Origin of the sequence: Novosphingobium sp. HR1a (assembly GCF_015594425.1) — a bacterium.
GTDB classification, from domain to species: domain Bacteria; phylum Pseudomonadota; class Alphaproteobacteria; order Sphingomonadales; family Sphingomonadaceae; genus Novosphingobium; species Novosphingobium resinovorum_A.
On the sequence record NZ_JABXWS010000041.1, the window covers coordinates 21,480 to 40,628 of the forward strand.

Consider the following 19,149-nt stretch of genomic DNA (forward strand, 5'->3'; position numbering starts at 1 on the left):
ACGCAGGACACTACCAATGACAAAGCAATTGCATTTCTGCATCCACGGCGCAGGCGGTCTTGGTTCCGTTGTCGGCGGCTTCCTGGCCCGCGGCGGACACAAGGTAACGCTGATTGCGCGCAAACCCCATGTCGAGGCAATCCGTCAGGGCGGTCTGCAAATCGAAGGGGTGCGTGCACAGTTCGTGCAGCGCGACAACCTGTTCGCGGTCGAGACCCCGGCTGAGGTCGAGGACGCGATCGACTATTACATCTTGCTGACCAAGGCGAAGGGCACCGATCAGGCGCTGGCCGATGCGACAGTGCTGGTTGACCGGACAGCCTGCGCCCTCACCTTGCAGAACGGGGTTGGCAAGGAAGGCCGGCTGCAGGCCGCGTTCGGCAAGGACAAGGTGATCGGCGGGTCGATCATGGACGGCGCAACCCTGCTCGAACCCGGCCGCGCGCTCAACCACATGGCCGTCCCGGTAACCGCCTATTTCGGTGAACTGGGAGGCAGGGAAAGCGATCGCACCCGGACCATGGCCGAGGCGCTCGACTCAGCCGGGATGGGGTCCCGCTCGACTGCCGACATCACCCATGTCCATTGGGAAAAACTGGTCCAGGTCGGAAGTGCTTCATCGTGGAGCGCCAGCACCCTGGGCGGCATCAAAGAGCTCGATTTCATCGACGGTGTGGCGGTACGCGAAGGCGCGGCCCAGTATGTCCTGATCGTCAAGGACCTGCTGGCGATCTACAATGCGCTGGGGTACGAACCGCAAAATTTCTTCGCGCCCGTCTCACGGCTCGTCGAGATCAACGGAGAAAGCTTCGACGAAGCGCTCGCCGGGGTGATGGCCATGGTCGGCCGGTTCAAGCCGGAGAATCGCCCGGTGCGGACCTCGATGCACGATGACCTGGTGGCAGGACGGCGCATGGAGGTCGACGAAATTCTGGGACCGCTCGCCGAGGCCGCCGAACGCCTCGGCGTCGATGCGCCGACATTCCTGGGGGCTTACCGGGTCCTCAAGACCCTGAACACCTACCTTTGACCTTTCGGCACGGGAAGCCCGCTTGAACCGCTATACCATAGCCAATATTCCCGGCGACGGCATCGGCCGCGAGGTTCTGCCCGCCGGGGTGCAGGTCTTGTCGGCGGTCGCGCAGCGATGCGGCTTCGCGCTCGAGTTTCGCGACTTCGATTGGAGCTGCGAAACCTATCTTGCCACCGGGAAAATGATGCCCGATGACGGGCTCACCCGGCTTGCCGATCATGACGCAATCTTCCTTGGCGCGGTCGGTTATCCCGGGGTGCCCGATCACGTCTCGCTGTGGGGCTTGCTGCTGCCGATCCGGCGCGAATTCGATCAATACGTCAATCTCCGGCCGGTGCGGTTGCTGCCCGGCATTCGCTCGCCGCTGCGCGACAAGAGTACCGGCGATATCGACTTCTGGGTGGTGCGGGAAAATTCGGAAGGCGAATATTCCCGGATCGGCGGCCGCACCGGCACCGGAGAGGATGAAATCGTCATCCAGCAGGCAGTATTCACCCGCCGCGGCACCGACCGGATCCTGCGTTACGCCTTCGATTTCGCGCGCAAGCTTGGCCGGCCGCACGTCACCTCGGCCACCAAGTCCAACGGGCTATACCATTCGATGCCGTTCTGGGACGAGCGTTTCGCGGCGATCGGCGCGGAATATCCCGAGATCGCCACCGACCAGTACCATATCGACATTCTGGCGGCCCGCTTCGTGATGTCACCCGAACGCTTCGACGTGGTGGTCGGATCCAATCTGTTCGGCGACATCCTGTCCGATCTCGGTCCCGGCGTAACCGGGACGATAGCGGTCGCGCCGTCGGCTAATCTCAATCCGCCGCGGCGCTTTCCGTCGATGTTCGAACCGGTGCACGGTTCGGCCCCGGACATTGCCGGCCAGGGTATTGCCAATCCGATCGGCCAGATCTGGTCGGGGGCAATGATGCTCGACCATCTGGGAGAAGCTGAAGCCGCGGCGATGGTGCTGGCCGCGATCGAAGCGGTCCTGCTCGATCCGCAAGCGGTCCTGACCCCCGATCTAGGTGGCGACGGCAGTACAGCGGACCTGACCCGCCAGATACTGGAAAAGCTGCCGGGAAGGTGATCCCCGGCAGTCTTCGCGAACCTGAAGGAACGAAACGCATGAGCCAGCAACGCCAGCTTCACCTCGGCGCGTTCATGCGGCCGGTCAGCATCCATACCGGCGCCTGGCGCTACCCCCGGGCAATCCCGGATGCGAATTTCAACTTCGCCGCGATCCGTCAATTCGCCCGCAAGCTCGAGGCGGGCAAGTTCGATGCCTTTTTCATGGCCGATCATCTCGGTGTTCTGAACATGCCGGTCGAGGCGCTGCGCCGCAGCCACACCGTCACCTCGTTCGAACCCTTCACCCTGCTGTCGGCGCTGGCCGGCGCGACTGAACGGATCGGGCTGGTCGCGACCGCTTCCACCACCTTCGACGAACCCTTTCACGTCGCGCGCCGCTTTGCCTCACTCGATCACATCAGCGGCGGGCGGGCCGGCTGGAACGTCGTGACCACGTCCAACCCCGACAGCGCGAAGAATTTCGGGTTCGAGGTGCAGCCCGATCATTCCGGACGCTACGGACGCGCCCGCGAATTCTACGACGTCGTGACTGGCCTGTGGGACAGCTTCGCGGAAGACGCCTTCGTCTGCGATGCGGAAAGCGGCATCTACTTCGATCCCGCGCGGATGCACGTGCTCGATCACAGAGGGCCGCATTTCTCGGTCCTCGGTCCGCTCAACATCGCCCGCCCCCCGCAGGGCTGGCCGGTCATCTTCCAGGCTGGGGCCTCGGATCCTGGACGCCAGCTTGCCGCCGAAACCGCCGAAGTCGTCTTTGCCGCCGCTTCGAATCTTGCCGCCGCCAAGAGCTTTTATTCCGATGTGAAAGGGCGGATGATCCCGATCGGACGCAATCCCGATCATCTCAAGATCCTGCCCGCCGCGCTCGTCGTTGTCGGCGACACGGTTGAGCAGGCCAAGGCCAAGCGCGCTCACCTGGACAGCCTGGTTCACTATGAAAGCGGGATTCACTCGCTGTGCGGCATGCTCGGTCACGATGTTTCGGGGTTCGACCCCGATGGCCCCCTCCCCGAAATACCCGATACCAACGCCAGCAAGACTTCTCGTGAAATGCTGGTCACGCAAGCCCGGCAGAACAATCTCACGATCCGCCAGCTCGCCGCGAAAGCCGGCAGCTATGCCGGGCTCGCCTTCGTCGGCACTCCGGCTTCGATCGCCGACGAGATGGAGCAATGGCTGGAGGAGCGCGGTTCGGACGGGTTCGTCGTGATGTTCCCCTATCTGCCGGAGGGGCTCGACGATTTCGTCGATCTGGTCGTGCCCGAATTGCAGCGCCGGGGCATTTTCCGCAAGGACTACAAAGGAACCACCCTGCGCGATCATTTCGGTTTGCCGCGCCCCAGCAACCGATTTTTTTGACGCGGCGAACCGGGAGCCGCCGAACAGACCGGTAACGACACGGAGGAAACAACTATGGCCGCCTATTTCATCGCTTCCGTCACCTCACACGACGATGGCTGGGTTGCGGACTACCAAGCCAATGTTCCGCCGATGGTTGCGCAGTTCGGCGGCGAACTGATCTGCCGTTCCAACCAGTTCGAACGCTTCGAAGGCGAAGGCGCGGCGCCGCACTACACGGTGATCATCCGCTTCCCCGCGATGGCGGATGTCCAAGCGTTCATGGCCTGCCCCGACTATGCGCCGTTCAAGGCTGCACGGATCGCCGGCGCAACGTCCGACATTTTCGCGGTCGCCGACTGACCGGCGCAGTCCCTGGAGACCGAGCCATGCAAAGCCTGCGCATCTTCCTCATCGCCAGCGGAATCTGGTACCTGTGCAATCTGGTCCTGCTCTGGCCGCCGGTTTATGCGAGGGCACTGCCCCTGATCTATCCGGGAATCGATCTGGGCCAGGGCAAGCCGGTGTTCGGCCTGCTGCTCGATGCCTGGCTGATCGTCGGGATACAGCTGGCCGCGATCGGTATCGTCGCCCTGTGGGGCGCGCGGCAGCCGTGGAAATACATCGCGCTGGTCCCGGTGATCGTACTCACAGAAGCAGTCGGCGCGGCCTGGGACATCTACAGCCTTCTGTGCAGCGGCGAGGCGGCATGGGTCGTCTTCACAACGCTGGCGGCTCATGCGGTGATCGTACTTGGAGCCTGGTACTCCTGGACCGCGGCGCACCGGGACAAGTCGCAACAAAGCTAACCGTTCAATTCTTTTAACACTCCAAGTTGTGGGCCATCGTTTGAAGCAAGGTCTTGATTGTCCGGAATTCCTGCTCCGAGATCCCCGATAGCAATTGGGCGTAGATGGCATCAGCCTCCGACCGCAATGAGGGTAGTATCTCGATTGCCCGTGGCAGCAGATGCAGTATCCAAACTCGGCGATTGCCCTCGAACGAGCGGCGCTCGACATACTGGGCCTTTTCCAGCTGATCTATCACATGGCCCACACTGGCGCGCTCGAGTTCGAGACATTTGGAGAGTTCGGTCTGGGTCAGTCCCGGCGAGCGGAAAATATAGGCAAGCGCACGCCATTGGGTGCGGGAGAGGCCGAATTTGGCGGTTGAGGCATCGAACCGCTTGCGCAGCTTGCGCGGAACTTCCTCGACGAGAAAGACGATCTCGTCGGTTTCTGTAACGTAGCTGTCCTGGTCGATTTTCATCGGCATAGGACAAGCGGCATAGTCGCCGATCGGTCGATTGAAAAGACTTTACTGTAATATATCTTACAGTAAGAGGACTGCATGCACAGTGAGTCAATCAAGCTGACCGGACAGTCGGGCCATACCATTGCCGCCACGATCGAAGGCGTGGGCAATGCAATGCCAGTCATACTTGCCCATGGCGGCGGGCAGACCCGCCGGGCCTGGAAGAAGATTTCGACACTGCTCGCCAGTCATGGCTTTCGCGCCATCGCCATCGATCTGCGCGGTCATGGTGACAGCGATTGGGCCAGCGACAGGGCCTATGACATTGCCGACTTCGCCAGTGACCTGGTGGCGATTTCCGAAAAGCTGGATCGCAAGCCAGCGCTGATTGGTGCGTCGCTCGGCGGGCTCGCCGGGATTGTCGCCGAAGGGCAGCTTGCGCCGGGCAGTTTCGCATCGCTCACGCTCGTCGACATTACCCCGCAGATGGAAGCAGCCGGCGTTGCGCGGGTTGTCGGCTTCATGGCCGCCCATGCGCGCGAGGGCTTTGCCTCCGCGGACGAAGCCGCGCGCATCATTTCCGAATATTTGCCGCATCGTCCAAGTCGCAAGGCATCAGCGGGCCTTGCCCACTACCTCCGCCAGAAGCCCGACGGGCGCTACTACTGGCACTGGGATCCCGCCTTTATCGATGGAGTGATGCGACGCCGGGCGCAGAACGGCGATCTGGGCGATCACGGGCGGAGCGAACTCAGCAACGCCGCCATGAACCTCGCGCTTCCGGTTCATCTGGTCAGGGGCGGTTCGAGCGATCTTGTCTCGCCGGAAGCGGTGGCCCATTTCCGCAAACTGGTCCCGCATGCCGCCTATAGCGACATTGCCGATGCCACGCACATGGTGGTCGGCGACCAGAACGATGTCTTCGGCGCGGCGATTGCCGACTTCCTGATCCGAACTCATGCCGCGAGCGATGCAAGATGACTAGCCGCACCGAGAGGCCCGAGCTCGCCCAACTCCGCAAGATGCTCCACATCGCGCCGTTTCACCGCTGGCTCGGCCTCGATATTGTCGAATTGACCGAGCGCGAACTGGTCCTCGAAATGCCGTGGCGGGACGAGATCGTCTCCAACCCGATGATCGGGTCGGCGCATGGCGGCATCTTGTCGGCGTTGATCGACCTGACCGGACTCTACACCGTCAACGCGCTGGGCGGCACCGCACGGGCGACCGCCGAACTTCGCGTCGATTTTCATCGTCCTGCAACCTCCGGGCCGGTGCGCGCGAATGGCAGTGTGGTCAAACTGGGCAAGCAGTTGAGCGTCGCGGAAACCAGAATCGAGGATACAGCGCAGCAACTGCTCGCAAGTGGCCGGGGTGCCTATGTTGGCTGATTTGGCAATTCTGAACGATATCCATGCGTCTTCATTTCCGACGAAACCATTCGACTGCGATGATTGTAGCAGCCGCAAATGTGCATGCTCCGGCAAGCGTTGGCTGCCCCTCCAGTAGAATGGCTGCGGCGATAATAAGAGCAGCAGAAATGACATGATGACCAGCGAGGGGGCGCTGGCGACTGCCGCTGGCCAGGAGCTCTAGATCCCGGCGGTCGAGGCTGATCGGTAATCGGCCCGACCGCACGATCTTCTCCAGCGCTAACACCAGTTCGGGGGCATTCAGCGCCGCCCGCCCCAGAAGCGCGGCCGTGCGACGCGCCTTGTCACGCAGTTCTCCAAATCCGACGCGTTCGCGAAGCAATTGCCCAGCGATCGGGGCCAGTTCCGCGCCGATGTCGAACCGGGGGTCGATGCGCCGCACGAAACCTTCCGCCGTAAGCAGCGTGCGCAACATCAAAGCGAGGTCTGGAGGTAGCGACAACTCGAACTCCCGCAACAGGCGGAACACGTCGGAGAACACCTCGCCGAGATCGATCTGGCCAAGCACCGACGCCTTGAACCGATCAATCAGTCCCGCAAGTGCACGGGCGAGTGCTTCGCGATCGACGGGAGGGTCGCCGGCCCAACGCAGGAGAATGCGTGCCAGAGTGGCCGTGTCTTCACCCGCGATCGCGAGCGAAAGGTCCACGAGTTCGTCGCGGCGATGAGGCAGCAGTGTCCCGACGGCGCCGAAGTCAATGAAGATGACGGTGCCGTCTGTTTTGATCAGGATGTTGCCGGGATGGGGATCCGCATGAAAACGACCGTTGATCACGATCATTTGCAAGACGGCCTGGGCGTAGGTTCGCGCCACTTGCGCCATGTCGATGCCCGCGGCGCGCAACTGCTCCAGCTCGGTCGCAGGCAGGCCATCGACCCGCTCCTGAATATTGATGCTCCTTCCGGTGGCCTCCCAATCAAAGCGGGCCGTCTCCACGCCGAGACCGGCCAGGAATGCGCCAATCTCGTCGCTGGCGTTTCCTTCCGCTGAAAGATCCATCTCGCGGTCCAGGCTTTCGGCAAAAAACCGCAGGAGTTCGTCGGGCCGCTGGCGGGCGATCGCGGGATTGACCCGCTGCGCCAGACGGGCAAGCCGCCGGAGCAGACGCAGATCGGCATCCACGATCTCCTCGATACCAGGACGCCTGATCTTGATGACCACAGGAACACCATCCTTGCGCACTGCGGCGTGGACCTGCGCGATGGACCCTGCAGCAAGCGGCGTCTCGTCGAAGTGTTCGAAATAGTCGGAGACCGGCGCGCCCAATGCCGCCTCGAGCGAACGCCGAACTTCGGCAAATGGCACGGCGGGCACGCGATCATGCAGGGTCGCGAGCGCAGTGGTCCATTCGGGGGGGAGCATGTCGCTCCGCATTGCCAGAACCTGGCCGAACTTGACGGCGACTGGGCCGATCTCGCGGAGTGCAGAAACGACCGCTTCGGGTCGCGGAGGTGGCGCATCCCCCCGGGTCCGCCCGATACCGAGACTTGCCGAAAGGCCGTTAAGACCGTGTCTTCCAAGAATGCCGATCACCTGCGCCAGACGGCGACTGTCGCTTACTGTCGAGACGGGCGCATCAGGCATCGAAAAGCAGTCCACGGGCGTTTGCGCTCATGATTGCCAACACGTCGGCCAGAGCCTCTTTCTGTGCTGGGGACACCCCTGCCCATAACTTCTCATGTGTCGCGTCAGCGGCGTTCCTGAGTTCGGGCAAGATGTTCTCGACCTTCCTCGTCAGGTCGAGCTGCCAGGCCCGCCCGTCGCTCATGTCGCGCCGGCGGATCATGTATCCCTGCTCACATAATGCCGTGACAGCCAGACCTACCGTCGCCGACTCAAGTTCGAGCTGTCTGGCGATATCCGATTGATTCAGCGATGGATCCTTGATGAGCTGGGCCAGCACCCTCCACTGAGTGCGGTTAAGCCCAATGGGCTGGGTGCGCTCGTCGAATGCTCTTCGTGCCGCCCGGCTGATTTCATCCATCAGGAAAATGGCGCGATCATCGTCGTTTACGACGTTATCGAGACTGGGGCTCTTCGTCTGGGCAGTCATGAAAGGAGGCTACCTCGAGGCTGGAATTAGTAAAGGGCTTTCATATATGCGTGAAAAGCCTATGTGGCGCGGACGCGTCAGGGGCGCAGCTACGGAGTGCGAAGGCATATGGCCGAAGACATGGGACAGGCAATCGACGCCGAAGTCGATAACGAAAAGGATAAACCCAAGGCGCTCTCCAACCCAAAGGTTCGGCGCGGTCTGGTGCTCGCCGGGCTCCTCCTACTCATCGCGGCCGCTATCTGGTACTACCGCAACGAGACATACGGACAGTATCAGCAATCGACCGACAACGCCTATGTTGCGGCCGACAGCGTGGTGGTCGCGCCCAAGGTGGCCGGATATGTGGATCGCGTGCTGGTCACGGAAAACCAGCCGGTGAGGGAAGGCGACGCGCTCGCTCAGCTAGACATTCGCGACTACCGCGCGCAGTCGAACCAGGTCACTGCGCAGATTGCCGCGACACTGGCGGGCGCAGACACGGTTCGCGCCCAGCAGCGCGAACAGGATGCCGCGATCGACCAGGCCCGCGCGCAGCTTGCCGCAGCGACGGCGCAGGCGGCGCTCGCAGGGGAACAGGTCGCCCGCTATCGCCCGCTTGCTGCGACCGGAGCCGAACCGCGGGAAAAGTTGGACCAGCTACAGGCGCAGGCCCGTGAAGCGCAGGCCCAAGTCGCGGCGGCGAGAGCCGGGCTTCTGGCTGCGCAGAGGCGACTAGGCACTCTAGGCGAGCAAATCCAACAGGCTGATTCACAGGCGAACGCTGCACGCGCGCAGCTCGAAGCCGCGCGTCTCAACCTGTCGGCAACGACGCTGCGCGCGAGCATCACGGGGCGGGTCGGCGATTTGACGGTTCGCGCCGGCCAATACGTCCAGCCGGGGCAACGGCTCATGAGCGTGGTCCCGACTGATCGGATTTATGTGACGGCGAATTTCAAGGAAACCCAGCTCGGCTTGATCCGGCGAGGACAGCCGGTCGCTCTGGAGATCGACGCACTTCCCGACCTCGAACTCGAGGGGCGGGTTGAAAGCATCGCACCCGGGACCGGTGCGGAGTTCTCCATCCTCCCGCCGCAGAACGCCACCGGCAATTTCACGAAGATTGTCCAGCGGATTCCCGTTCGCATTTCGATACAGGCGACGCCCGAGGTCCGGCGCCTGCTGGTGCCGGGCATGTCGGTGGTGGCAACGGTCGACACCCGCGGCGCGAAGGGCGAACTCAACGCGCTCAGCGCGCGGGCGCGCTGACGAACGATGGAAGCGGCGTCGCCGACACCCATCGCCGGTTCTCCCGAGCGCGCCGACGCAACCGCGTGGATCGCGGTAGCTGCCGGTGCACTGGGCGCAATGCTGGCGACGCTTGACATCTCGATCGTCAATTCGGCGCTGCCCACGATCCAGGGGGAGATTGGTGCGACCGGAACGGAAGGCACCTGGATTGCGACTGCCTTTCTCGTTGCCGAAATCATCATCATCCCGCTGAGTGCTTGGCTGGAGCGGCTTTTCGGACTTCGCACCCTGCTGATCATAGCGGTGAGCTCGTTCACCGCGTTTTCCGTTCTCTGCGGCGTAGCGACAGATCTGACCACGATGATCATTGGGCGCGTGGGGCAGGGCTTCATGGGGGGCGCGCTTATCCCGACCGCGATGACGATCGTTGCCAAGCGGCTGCCGCCATCGCAGCAGCCGATAGGAATGGCGCTGTTCGGCATGACGGTCGTCCTTGGCCCGGTCATGGGTCCACTGGTGGGCGGATGGCTGACCGAGAATCTGAGCTGGCATTATGCCTTCTTCGTCAACGTCCCGGTCTGCGCCTTGCTGCTGCTCCTCTTGTTTATCGGGCTCCCTCACGAAAAGCCGGACTGGGTCTATCTGCGCGAGGCCGATTGGGCAGGCATTCTGGGCATGATCCTGGGCTTGGGCGGCCTGACCGTCGTACTGGAAGAGGGACATCGCGAAGAGTGGTTTGAATCGGCGCTGATCCTACAGCTAACAATTATCACACTGATCGGTTTCGCGCTGCTGACGTATGGCCAGCTCTACGCGAGGAAGCCGGTTCTGAAGCTTCGCCTGATGTTGAGCCGACAATTCGCCAGCGTGGTCGTCATGGCCCTGGCGCTCGGCATGGTGATGTACGGCTCGACTTATGTGATCCCCCAGTTCCTGGCTATTATCTCCGACTACAATGCGCTGCAAACGGGGCTGGTTATCTTCTGGATGGGCGTACCTGCCTTCCTTCTGATGCCCGTTCTGCCGTTAATGATCCGAAGGATTCACATCCGCATCGCCGTAGGGGCCGGGATGCTCATCATGGCGCTCAGCTGTTTCATCTCGATCAACCTGACCGCCGAATCGGGCGGCGGCGTCTTTACAGAAAGCCAGTTCCTGCGCGGCATCGGCATGATCCTGACCATGATGTTCCTCAATCAGGCTACCGTAGCCTCTGTGGCCAAGGAAGATGCCGGTGACGCGTCCGGCATCTTTAACGCCGCACGCAACCTCGGCGGCTCGTTCGCCCTCGCCGGGCTCGCATCGTTTCAGGACCAGCGGCTGTGGCATCACAGCAGGCGGATGGAAGAAACGCTCAATGCGAACAGCGGGCGGTTACAGGACTATCTCGATGGCCTCGCTGCATCGCTGGGCAGCCCGCAAGCGGCCCTGCAAACGCTCTCGACCACCATCCAGCGGGAAGCGTTTGTGATGACCTACAACGACGTGTTCTTCGCCATGGGGGCGATCACGCTCGCAACCGTTCCACTGGTGATGTTTCTTCGGGCGCTGCCCAAGAACGTCTCGCTTTCGATGCATTGAGATATTCATGCGCAAGCTGATTTCGCTCCTTTCCCCTGTTGCTCTTCTCGGAGCATGCACCGCCGGTCCCGATTATGCCGGACCGCCTACGGTCAAGACGGTCGGGGCCGATGGCTTTGTGCGCGCCGGTTCCGATGTGGAATCGCAAGCGCCGGTCGCCAGCGACTGGTGGTTGCTACTGGGCGATCCCGTGCTCAATGATCTGGAAGCCCGCGCGCTTGCCGGAAACCCCGGTGTTGCCGCCGCGCGCGCCAGGATCGATCAGGCGCGCGCCTCATTGCGGCAGGAGCGCGCCAACCGGCTTCCGTCGACGGCTGCGCAAGCGACCACGATACAAGCCCGGGTGCCTGGTCTGGACCTCCAGAGCGGCCCGCCGGCCGGAACGCCGGACGGGCCCAGCCAAGATGGTGATCAGGACACGTTGAGCGTCTACAACGTGGGACTGAATGCGAACTGGGAAATAGACTTTGCCGGAGGGCAGATAAGGCGCATCGAAGCCGCCAATGCGCAGGCTGCCGCGAGCGTCGCGAACGCGGAGGATGCGCAGGTCCAGCTCGCAGCCGAAGTCGCGAGAGCTTACGTCGGTCTCCGGGAGGCCCAGGCGCGACTCGATAGTGCCGAGCAGCAGCGCCAATTGCAGCAGCAGACTCTTGAGCTGACTTACCAGAGGTACACGCAAGGCGCTCTTGCCTTGTTTCCCGTCGGCAACGCAAACGCTGAACTCGAACTTTTGGAGTCGCAGATCGCCGAAGCAAACGCGGACGTTGCGGTCCTGAAAGACACTCTCGCGGTTCTCACTGGAGAGGCGCCCGGCAGTCTCGACCAGCTATTGTCGCCAGCTGCGGCCATCCCTCTCCCACCGGCGCGCGTGGCCGTGGGCGACCCTGCCGCGCTGATCGCCCGAAGGCCCGACATTCGCGCCGCCGAGCGGATGCTTGCGGCAGCCAATGCCCGGATCGGAGTGGCCGAAGCGGCTCGATTCCCGAAGCTTTCCTTCATGGGCATTCTTGGCCTTGGAGGCACTCGGCCCGATGACATCTTCGATCTGGGCAACCTCTCGGCAATAGCTTTGCCGCAGTTGCAGTGGAACCTGCTTGATTTCGGGCGTACCGCAGCTTCGATCGACCAGGCCGAAGCCGGGCGGGAAGAGGCGTTGCAGCGTTATCGCGAGATCGTTCTGCGAGCGTTCCAGGACGCGGAGCAGTCGCTCGCCCGATTTGGTCAGCAACGCGCCAACGTTGCTGCTCTCGCGCAAATCAAGCGGCAGGCCGATACGGCCGCCGACCTAAATCAACAGCGATACAAGGCCGGTGCGATCTCCCAAGCGGACCTCAATACCTCGTTTCGGCAACGCCGGCAGGCCGAAGCGGACTTGAACCGGTCTATCGCCGCCATGACCAACAGCTGGATAGCGATTCAGAAATCGCTGGGTCTCGGATGGAGGGAGTTGGTAACGACGCAGGCTGTTGCGGATCGCGAAAGTTACTGAACTTTTCTACGATCTGGCTCGTTGTTCAAAAAAATTCATTACTGGTGAGGCCGCGAAGGACCCCTGCTTTGCGGTCATTCATAGAAATCTCGAATCACTCGATTAGGTCGTGAACTCATAAATGCAATTAGCGGACGGTCTTTCGGGCCATCCGGCAGAGAGGTGAGGTAATCTGCGATTGCGCTAGCGGTTGCCGTAGTGGCGTCGGGGTATACGACCGATACCCATATGATCGGATGCTATTCCGATAAGGTAAGTTGCCGCTTCGTCTTTCGAGCTACCGCGACAGAACTTGCTGACGACCTGTAACATATGCCCGTCATATTCGTCGGTACCTCCTTCGCCGCACGAGCCGTTCTCATCCGCAAGACCGATCGGATCCCAAAGCTTCCAAACCGATTTCGCGCAAGAGGGAGATCTGTATTTTGGGGTAGATCGTCATGCCGGGACCATAACATCGTAATCGGCAATCGACCAATCACCCTTCCCATTTCGACCGTTTGCTGATTCGGCGGCGGCATGAGCCGATATGATCTGACGGACTTCGAATGGCGCGTGATCGAGCCACTGCTACCCAACAAGTCAAGAGGCGTGCCGCGTGTCGATGAACGTCGCGTGCTGAACGGTATCTTCTGGGTGCTGCGGTCGTGAGCGCCGTGGCGCGACCTGCCCGAGCGCTGCGGCCCGCGCACTACCTGCTACAACCGCTTCGTGCGTTGGCGAAAAGCCGGTGCGTGGGACCGGATGATAGAAGCCATCACCGTTGCCCACGACGGCGACATCCAGATGATCGACAGCACATCCGTCCGGACGCACCAGCAGGCTGCGACGGCAGAAAGGGGATCGAGATCATTGTCTCGGTCGCACCCGAGGCGGGCTCAAAGACCAAAATCCACGCGGTCGTCGAAGAGCAAGGCCTTCCGATCCGACCGAGCCTGAGCGCCGCGCAGAGCCATGACGGCCAAGCTGCCTGCTCGATCATGTGGGTGCCTGAACAATAGTGCTGGCGGACAAGGCATACGATGCTGACCGCATCCGGGCATCTCTCCGCGAGAGGGCGCGTTCGCCAATATCCCGCCCAAGGCCAACCGCCACTCAAAACCGTACTTTAGCACTTGGCTGTACTTCAAAGCGGCTTGGCTTCGAGTTTATGAGTCATCGTGTAATTGCGGCTGCTTCCCTCGGACCTTGGTTGAGGCGCACACTTCTGGTTGTCGAATCCTGAAGGAAGGAAGCAGCCATGAAGCACTATGCCGGATTGGACTTGTCGATGGAATCCACGCAGGTCTGCATCGTTGATGACAATGGTCGGAAGGTCGTGTCGGAGAAAGTGGAAAGCTCTCCGGAGGCGATCGCCATGATGCTGGAGCGATATGGTCCAATCGAGCGGGCGGTGATCGAAACGGGCCGCATGTCGCCGGCGATTTGCCTTGGTCTGCGTGAACTGGGTGTCCCGGTGGTGTGCATCGATGCCCGCCAGGCGCACCAGAGCCTCAAAGCAATGAAGGCGAACAAGACCGACCCTCACGATGCCGCCGGCCTAGCACAGTTGGCGCGCACCGGCTTCTACAAGGAGGTGCATGTGAAATCTCCGGCAGCGCATGGCGTTCGCAGCGTGATCACCGCACGCAGCCATCTGGTGGAAGCGCGTGTCCGGCTCGACAACACGATCCGCGGTCTCTGCGCCACGTTCGGCTATCGGCCCGGCGCAGGTCAAGGGAAGGCCTTCCTCGAACGGATCATGCAAGCGGCACACATCCCGGGCCTTGGCGACGCCATCGCATCCTTGCTGTCCGTGCGCGCAGAACTGGTCGAGCAAATCAAGGAAATGGACCGCCGCCTGCGTGTCATCGCCAGCCAGTCACAGGCTTGCGAGATCCTGATGACCATCCCAGGCGTCGGCGTGCAGACATCGGCCGCCTTCGCCGCTGCAGTCGATGAAGCCGGACGCTTCCGACAATCACGCAATGCCGGCGCCTACTTCGGCCTTGTGCCCCGCCGCCATCAGTCGGGCGAACTAGACTGGACAGGCAGGATCACCAAACAGGGCGATGGGACCGTGCGCAAGCTGCTCTACGAAGCTGCCAACTCGATCCTCACCCGGAGCCGTGAGACCTTCGCCCTGAAAACATGGGCCATGAAGATCGCCAAGCGTCGCGGCTTGAAGAAAGCCCGTGTCGCACTCGCCCGTCGGCTCGCGGTCATCATGCATGCCATGCTGCGCGATGGCACTTTGTTCCAAGCGTGAGGTAGGGTAGAACCTGTTTGCCAGCGGTGAAGCGTCAAAGCGATCCGAGGGCGGTGTCCCGCGAGGGAACGCAGGGACGAACGATCTGCGAAGGTAGTCAGATGGGCTGCAAAGCCCGCTTCGAGTCAATGCAACGTTCGCCTCTGTGAGACCCGATATAGCACGACCAGGCTTCGGCCGGGCCAGTGCGGACAGATCCATGAAACCCTCAAGGGATCGGCACCGCCAAGCTCTGCAATTACAGATCTACGGCCTAGAATCGTTCCTACTCGGCAGGAACCGCTATCGCATCCTTCATCCGCCGGGTTTTGTCCTTGCCAGGGTTGCCGCTTTAGCAGCCGCCCTTTGACTCTCCGCACACGGCGTTGACGAATCAGGCCGGTTTCTGGCTGGTCGTCTCATATCCCAGCATTGCATAATGTGCAAATATTATCCCTATAGGCCATTTGCCGCGACCGGAACAGCGGTCGCCACTCGGTCTGGAATGAGGCCCGTTCGGAGGCATCAAACCGCACGCGACTGAAGCGCGTGTTAGCCACCGGCGCCATGGTTGGGTCCATGCGCATTTCCGCATCGTCGGCGGCGAGAATTGCCCTCTCGGCGGATTCCACGGCCTTCGGCGATCGCGACGACTTCCTACACCAGTCCGCTTCCGCGGCGACAAGGCACGCATGGGCGTCGATCATCAGCGCCTTGCGATCCAACTGAGAACTCCAACCATGGCTGGCAATTTCAGCGATGTTCGGCAGCCGATATCAAATCGGATATACCAGATACCGTGGCAGAACGGACGTATCGAGTTCGGCCCGTCTGGACAGCAGCTTCAACGCACCGGCTTTTTCCAAACGGATGGTATCGAGATATTGACCCGCAGCCAAAACCTGGGTGATGCCGCTATCGGTGGGCGTCATGAAAACCGAGAAATTCGATCGCATCGAGATAGTAGAGGCATCGACGCGTTGATACGCGACGCGCTGGACGAAGTGACGGGTGCGATAGTCCTGGAACGTACCGACCCAGATATCGTTCACGAAAGTGACGCGATCCTCGAGCCTGGATCGGCAATCGTCGTACATGAATCCCAGGGCGAGACCATTTTCCGAATTTTCGGCGGAACGGCAGATGTAGGAAGCCTCGTCTTCCTCGGCATAGTTGGCGAGCCAGCCCTCCATGTCCTTGCCGTCAAGCGCGCTGGAGTCCGCCAGCAGAAGGGCGTAGAGCGCGGCCTCAAGCGCAGTGTCGGTCTGCGTCATGCCTCGGCCCTCTCGAAACCCATCACCGACCGGTAATACTCCCAGCGGGGAAGATTGCCGCTCTCGTCGTTCTGGAGGAACTCCGACTCCAGCTTCGACTGGTCGTGCACGCCCTTCTGGAAAATCGCATTGCCGGGCGTGTGGTTGCCAATATGAATGCGATGGAAGATCGATGCGTCCTCCATGCTGATCAGGCCGCAGGGTCCCAGCAGGTTGGAGCTTTGCCGCAGACGATGGAGGACCATGTCCTCATCATCGTCCTGGTGCGCGAAATAGGCGTAGTGGACTTCCACCGTCTCTTCGTCGATCGGTGTCGCGAAGCGCAGGTTGATCACATCGAGATGCTTGGTCGAGACGAAGGTCGGGAAAAGCATAACAATACGCGAGCCGACCGCTGGGTCCTGCCCCTTGAAGGCGATCAGCGAATCGTCCTTGAGTACCGTCGGACCACTGACTACCGACAACGCCGATTCGAAACAGACGTGGCCATGTTTCGTCGCGGCGAACTGGCGTCCCTTGCCGCCTTGCCAATTGAGCATCTTGAATGCCTGGTGGAGCAATGGCGCATGGTAGCCATCATTGTCGGTATAGGACTTCCAGTTGCTGTCGTAGCGCACCTTCTGATAGCCCAGCAGCTTGAGCCTGCCGTCCCCGCCGAGAAGTTCGCGCAAGGTGTTCTGCGAATCGCCGAGGAATTCCGCCAACGTTTCGGTTTCCGCCGAAAGGGTCACGAAAATAAGGCCGTAGAAACTGTCGAACCGGGGCTGCGCCAAGGGATAGTCGGACTTGTCAAAGCCGGGCAGGAAATCGCGATGGTTGGGGCAACCGACCAGGTCGCCCTTCGCATCGAACAGCCATCGGTGATAGGGGCATTCGAATTCGGTCTTGTTCCCCATCACCGCGGTTTCGAGCTGGTTGCCGCGATGCGAACAGGCGTTGTAAAACACCCGTACCAGCCCTTCAATATCGCGGGCAATCAGCAGCGGGACGCCAGCCAACCGGAAGGTTTTGAAATCGCCTGGATTGGGCAATTCGCTTTCATGCGCGACCGGGTGCCATTCCTGCCCGAAGAAGATGCGCTTGATCTCCTCCGCGTAGATGTCCTTGCGGGTGAACGCCGCCTTCGGAACTTCGTTGAAATTCTTGGGCCAGGTCAAGCCGGTCTCGGTCATCGCGATCCTCCTAGGCAGCAGCCACAAGTGCTTCGGCTTCGAGCGCCTTGCCCAGTTCGGCCCACATCTGACCGGACTTGCGCGCGCCGGCCAGATAAGGCTCCGGACAGAGATGGTAGGGCGGACGTACCGGCCCCGCCTTCATCCAGCCACCGGCGTCCATCCGGGCCTTTTCGAGCGCAATATTGTAGGTCGAGAATTCCTTGAAACTGCCGTTCGGGAACAAGGGTGCCGCAGTCGGGCCGAGGCGGCCCATGAACGCCTTGGCCGCGCTCCAGTCGCCGCTTGCGCGAGCCTGGACGACCAGGTCGCGCAGGGTCGTGGTCACCAGCGGGTGGCAGACCGCCCCGCTCGACCAGAAGGCATCGACCGAATCATCCATCCGCGCCGCTCCGTAATAGTCGAAGTCGATCGGCAGCAGCTTGATCCGGCCCCGGATCGCGGCCAGGTCGGGCAAGAGGTTGGCGACGCCGATATATTTGGCGGTCACGACCTGAGGAATTTCAGCCACCTGGGCCCAGAACGGACGCGGGAAATCGAATTTGAAGGCTTCCGGGTTCGCGTAGATCGCGATGTTCATTTCCGGCACGGCCTCGGCAACGTCCTTGTAGAACTGGACAGCGACGTCGAGGCTCGGCGCGCACCACATCGGCACGCCGAGCATTGTACCGTCGGCACCCAGTTCAAGCGCCTGGCGAGTCAGCGCCACCGTATCGCGGGTGTTGATGCAGGTCGTGCCGACGAAGACCGGAACCCGGCCGGCCGCCGCGTCGACCAGCGCACGCATGAAATCCAGCTTTTCGTCATGGGTCATGGTCGCGGCTTCGCCCAGCGTTCCCATGCTCAGGATGCCGTCGATCCCGGCATCGATCAGCCCGTTGACCACGCGAGCGGTTTCATCGAGATCGACGGTCTTGGTCGCACGCCAGTCCGAAGCGTTATCCTTGGACGGGGTCGGAATGATTGCCCAAGCGCCCTTGACATCGACGGCGCTCAACAACGGCTTGGCCATGACTCATACTCTCCCAATGGAAATTGCCCGCCTCGAGCGGGATGTTCTCCATTGTGTAATGCTTTTCCTTATGTCACTTCAAGTCCTAATATCGGGCTCTTGCGGTTAATGGCAGGAATTGCCGAAGTTCGAACAGGTCTCGTTTCGCCGGGACGAACGACGGGGAGAATGTGGACGTGACTTTGCTGAATCGATTCCATGACAAGGTGGCCGTGGTCACGGGTGGAGCGCAAGGTATTGGCTTGGCGACCGCAAGGCGCCTGGCCGAGGAAGGCGCCAGCGTGGTCATCGCCGACCGCGCAGCGGAGGCGGCCGAGGCTTCGGCCGCACAGCTCCAGGCGGAAGGCAGCAATGCCCTGGCAGTCGCGGTGGACCTGGAACACTGCGAAGGCGCTGTTGAACTGTATCAGACGGTCATTGACCGATTCGGGCGAATCGACGTCGCCGTTCACAACGTCGGCGGCACAATCTGGGCCAAGCCCTACTGGGACTACACCCCGCAGGAAATCACCGCGGAAATCAACCGGTCGCTGTGGCCGACACTGTGGTGCTGCCACGCGGTTCTGCCCCACATGCTGGCGGCAGGGCGCGGGGCGATCGTCAACATCGGCTCGGTTGCGACACGCGGCGTCAACCGCGTGCCTTACGCCGCTGCCAAGGGCGGGGTCGCTGCGCTGACCGCTGCGCTTTCGCTTGAACTCGAAGCCAGCGGCATCCGCGTCAACTGCGTCGCGCCGGGCGGGGTCAACGTGACCAGAGTCACCCCGCGCAATCCGGCTGCGCCCACCGACGCGGATCGCCTGGGGTTCGGCCAAGTGATGGAGCAGACGCTGCGCGATACGCCGATGGCCCGCTTTGGCGAGCCCGAAGAACTGGCCGCGGCGATCTGCTTTTTCGCCTCCGACGATGCGTCCTATGTCACAGGCCAGACGCTGTACGTGGCTGGGGGCGGCATCGGCTGAC

Annotated in this window: 19 protein-coding genes and 1 pseudogene; 13 read left to right on the plus strand and 7 right to left on the minus strand. The window is 61.8% G+C overall.

What is annotated here, in order from left to right:
- Positions 1 to 16: 16 nt before the first annotated feature.
- The 5 genes from HWN72_RS09525 to HWN72_RS09545 are packed head-to-tail and all read left to right on the plus strand — an operon-like array spanning position 17 to position 4,269.
- Entirely contained in the window at positions 17 to 1,030 is a 1,014-nt protein-coding gene (locus HWN72_RS09525) for a ketopantoate reductase family protein (RefSeq protein ID WP_211150143.1), read from the plus strand.
- 22 nt (positions 1,031 to 1,052) lie between these two features.
- On the plus strand, positions 1,053 to 2,120 hold the full coding sequence (locus HWN72_RS09530; protein ID WP_211150144.1) for a tartrate dehydrogenase: 1,068 nt from the start codon (positions 1,053 to 1,055) through the stop codon (positions 2,118 to 2,120).
- 38 nt (positions 2,121 to 2,158) lie between these two features.
- The gene (locus tag HWN72_RS09535; RefSeq protein ID WP_211150145.1) at positions 2,159 to 3,481 is read left to right on the plus strand and encodes an LLM class flavin-dependent oxidoreductase; all 1,323 of its coding nucleotides are present in this window, start codon (positions 2,159 to 2,161) and stop codon (positions 3,479 to 3,481) included.
- Positions 3,482 to 3,535: 54 nt separating this feature from the next.
- Entirely contained in the window at positions 3,536 to 3,823 is a 288-nt protein-coding gene (locus HWN72_RS09540; protein ID WP_211150146.1) for a DUF1330 domain-containing protein, read from the plus strand.
- A gap of 26 nt (positions 3,824 to 3,849) precedes the next feature.
- Entirely contained in the window at positions 3,850 to 4,269 is a 420-nt protein-coding gene (locus HWN72_RS09545) for a BphX family protein (protein WP_211150147.1), read from the plus strand.
- 13 nt (positions 4,270 to 4,282) lie between these two features.
- Here HWN72_RS09545 and HWN72_RS09550 read toward each other — a convergent pair whose 3' ends face one another.
- The gene (locus tag HWN72_RS09550) at positions 4,283 to 4,729 is read right to left on the minus strand and encodes a MarR family winged helix-turn-helix transcriptional regulator (protein WP_248005909.1); all 447 of its coding nucleotides are present in this window, start codon (positions 4,727 to 4,729) and stop codon (positions 4,283 to 4,285) included.
- Positions 4,730 to 4,810: 81 nt separating this feature from the next.
- On the opposite strand from HWN72_RS09550, the gene HWN72_RS09555 reads away from it, so the two are divergent.
- Together HWN72_RS09555 and HWN72_RS09560 are read left to right on the plus strand one after the other, a co-directional pair.
- On the plus strand, positions 4,811 to 5,695 hold the full coding sequence (locus tag HWN72_RS09555; protein ID WP_211150149.1) for an alpha/beta fold hydrolase: 885 nt from the start codon (positions 4,811 to 4,813) through the stop codon (positions 5,693 to 5,695).
- A 41-nt stretch (positions 5,696 to 5,736) separates the two neighbouring features.
- Positions 5,737 to 6,105 carry a hotdog fold thioesterase gene (locus tag HWN72_RS09560; protein ID WP_248005910.1) on the plus strand — a complete coding sequence of 123 codons (369 nt, stop codon included), beginning with the start codon at positions 5,737 to 5,739 and terminating at the stop codon, positions 6,103 to 6,105.
- Positions 6,106 to 6,136: 31 nt separating this feature from the next.
- Here the strand turns inward: HWN72_RS09560 and HWN72_RS09565 are convergent, their stop codons facing one another.
- Complete coding sequence (locus HWN72_RS09565; protein ID WP_248005911.1) at positions 6,137 to 7,510, minus strand: AarF/ABC1/UbiB kinase family protein; 1,374 nt, start codon at positions 7,508 to 7,510, stop codon at positions 6,137 to 6,139.
- A 214-nt stretch (positions 7,511 to 7,724) separates the two neighbouring features.
- A complete protein-coding gene (locus HWN72_RS09570) occupies positions 7,725 to 8,201 on the minus strand; it encodes a MarR family winged helix-turn-helix transcriptional regulator (RefSeq protein ID WP_211150152.1) in 477 nt (158 codons plus the stop codon).
- Between the two features lie 108 nt (positions 8,202 to 8,309).
- On the opposite strand from HWN72_RS09570, the gene HWN72_RS09575 reads away from it, so the two are divergent.
- From HWN72_RS09575 to HWN72_RS09595, 5 genes and pseudogenes are all read left to right on the plus strand, one after another.
- Entirely contained in the window at positions 8,310 to 9,449 is a 1,140-nt protein-coding gene (locus HWN72_RS09575) for an HlyD family secretion protein (protein WP_375154518.1), read from the plus strand.
- A gap of 6 nt (positions 9,450 to 9,455) precedes the next feature.
- Positions 9,456 to 11,012, plus strand: coding sequence for an MDR family MFS transporter (locus HWN72_RS09580; RefSeq protein WP_211150153.1), 1,557 nt, complete (start codon positions 9,456 to 9,458; stop codon positions 11,010 to 11,012).
- 7 nt (positions 11,013 to 11,019) lie between these two features.
- Positions 11,020 to 12,501 (plus strand): efflux transporter outer membrane subunit, encoded by a 1,482-nt coding sequence (locus HWN72_RS09585; protein WP_211150154.1) that lies wholly within the window; start codon positions 11,020 to 11,022, stop codon positions 12,499 to 12,501.
- A gap of 519 nt (positions 12,502 to 13,020) precedes the next feature.
- Positions 13,021 to 13,626, plus strand: a pseudogene (locus HWN72_RS09590) (IS5 family transposase); the annotation flags it as partial.
- Positions 13,627 to 13,741: 115 nt separating this feature from the next.
- On the plus strand, positions 13,742 to 14,749 hold the full coding sequence (locus tag HWN72_RS09595) for an IS110 family transposase (protein ID WP_098109090.1): 1,008 nt from the start codon (positions 13,742 to 13,744) through the stop codon (positions 14,747 to 14,749).
- A 398-nt stretch (positions 14,750 to 15,147) separates the two neighbouring features.
- Here the strand turns inward: HWN72_RS09595 and HWN72_RS09600 are convergent, their stop codons facing one another.
- The 4 genes from HWN72_RS09600 to HWN72_RS09615 are packed head-to-tail and all read right to left on the minus strand — an operon-like array spanning position 15,148 to position 18,186.
- Positions 15,148 to 15,453: a hypothetical protein gene (locus HWN72_RS09600; RefSeq protein ID WP_211150155.1), complete on the minus strand. Its 306-nt coding sequence runs from the start codon at positions 15,451 to 15,453 to the stop codon at positions 15,148 to 15,150.
- 51 nt (positions 15,454 to 15,504) lie between these two features.
- Positions 15,505 to 16,002: an aromatic-ring-hydroxylating dioxygenase subunit beta gene (locus tag HWN72_RS09605; RefSeq protein ID WP_211150156.1), complete on the minus strand. Its 498-nt coding sequence runs from the start codon at positions 16,000 to 16,002 to the stop codon at positions 15,505 to 15,507.
- Entirely contained in the window at positions 15,999 to 17,174 is a 1,176-nt protein-coding gene (locus tag HWN72_RS09610) for an aromatic ring-hydroxylating dioxygenase subunit alpha (protein WP_211150157.1), read from the minus strand. The genes HWN72_RS09605 and HWN72_RS09610 overlap by 4 nt, the downstream gene beginning before the upstream one ends.
- Positions 17,175 to 17,184: 10 nt before the next feature.
- Positions 17,185 to 18,186 (minus strand): dihydrodipicolinate synthase family protein, encoded by a 1,002-nt coding sequence (locus HWN72_RS09615; RefSeq protein WP_211150158.1) that lies wholly within the window; start codon positions 18,184 to 18,186, stop codon positions 17,185 to 17,187.
- A gap of 170 nt (positions 18,187 to 18,356) precedes the next feature.
- Here HWN72_RS09615 and HWN72_RS09620 point away from each other — a divergent pair, with 170 nt between their 5' ends.
- The gene (locus HWN72_RS09620) at positions 18,357 to 19,148 is read left to right on the plus strand and encodes a 1,6-dihydroxycyclohexa-2,4-diene-1-carboxylate dehydrogenase (RefSeq protein ID WP_375154519.1); all 792 of its coding nucleotides are present in this window, start codon (positions 18,357 to 18,359) and stop codon (positions 19,146 to 19,148) included.
- Position 19,149: the final 1 nt, after the last annotated feature.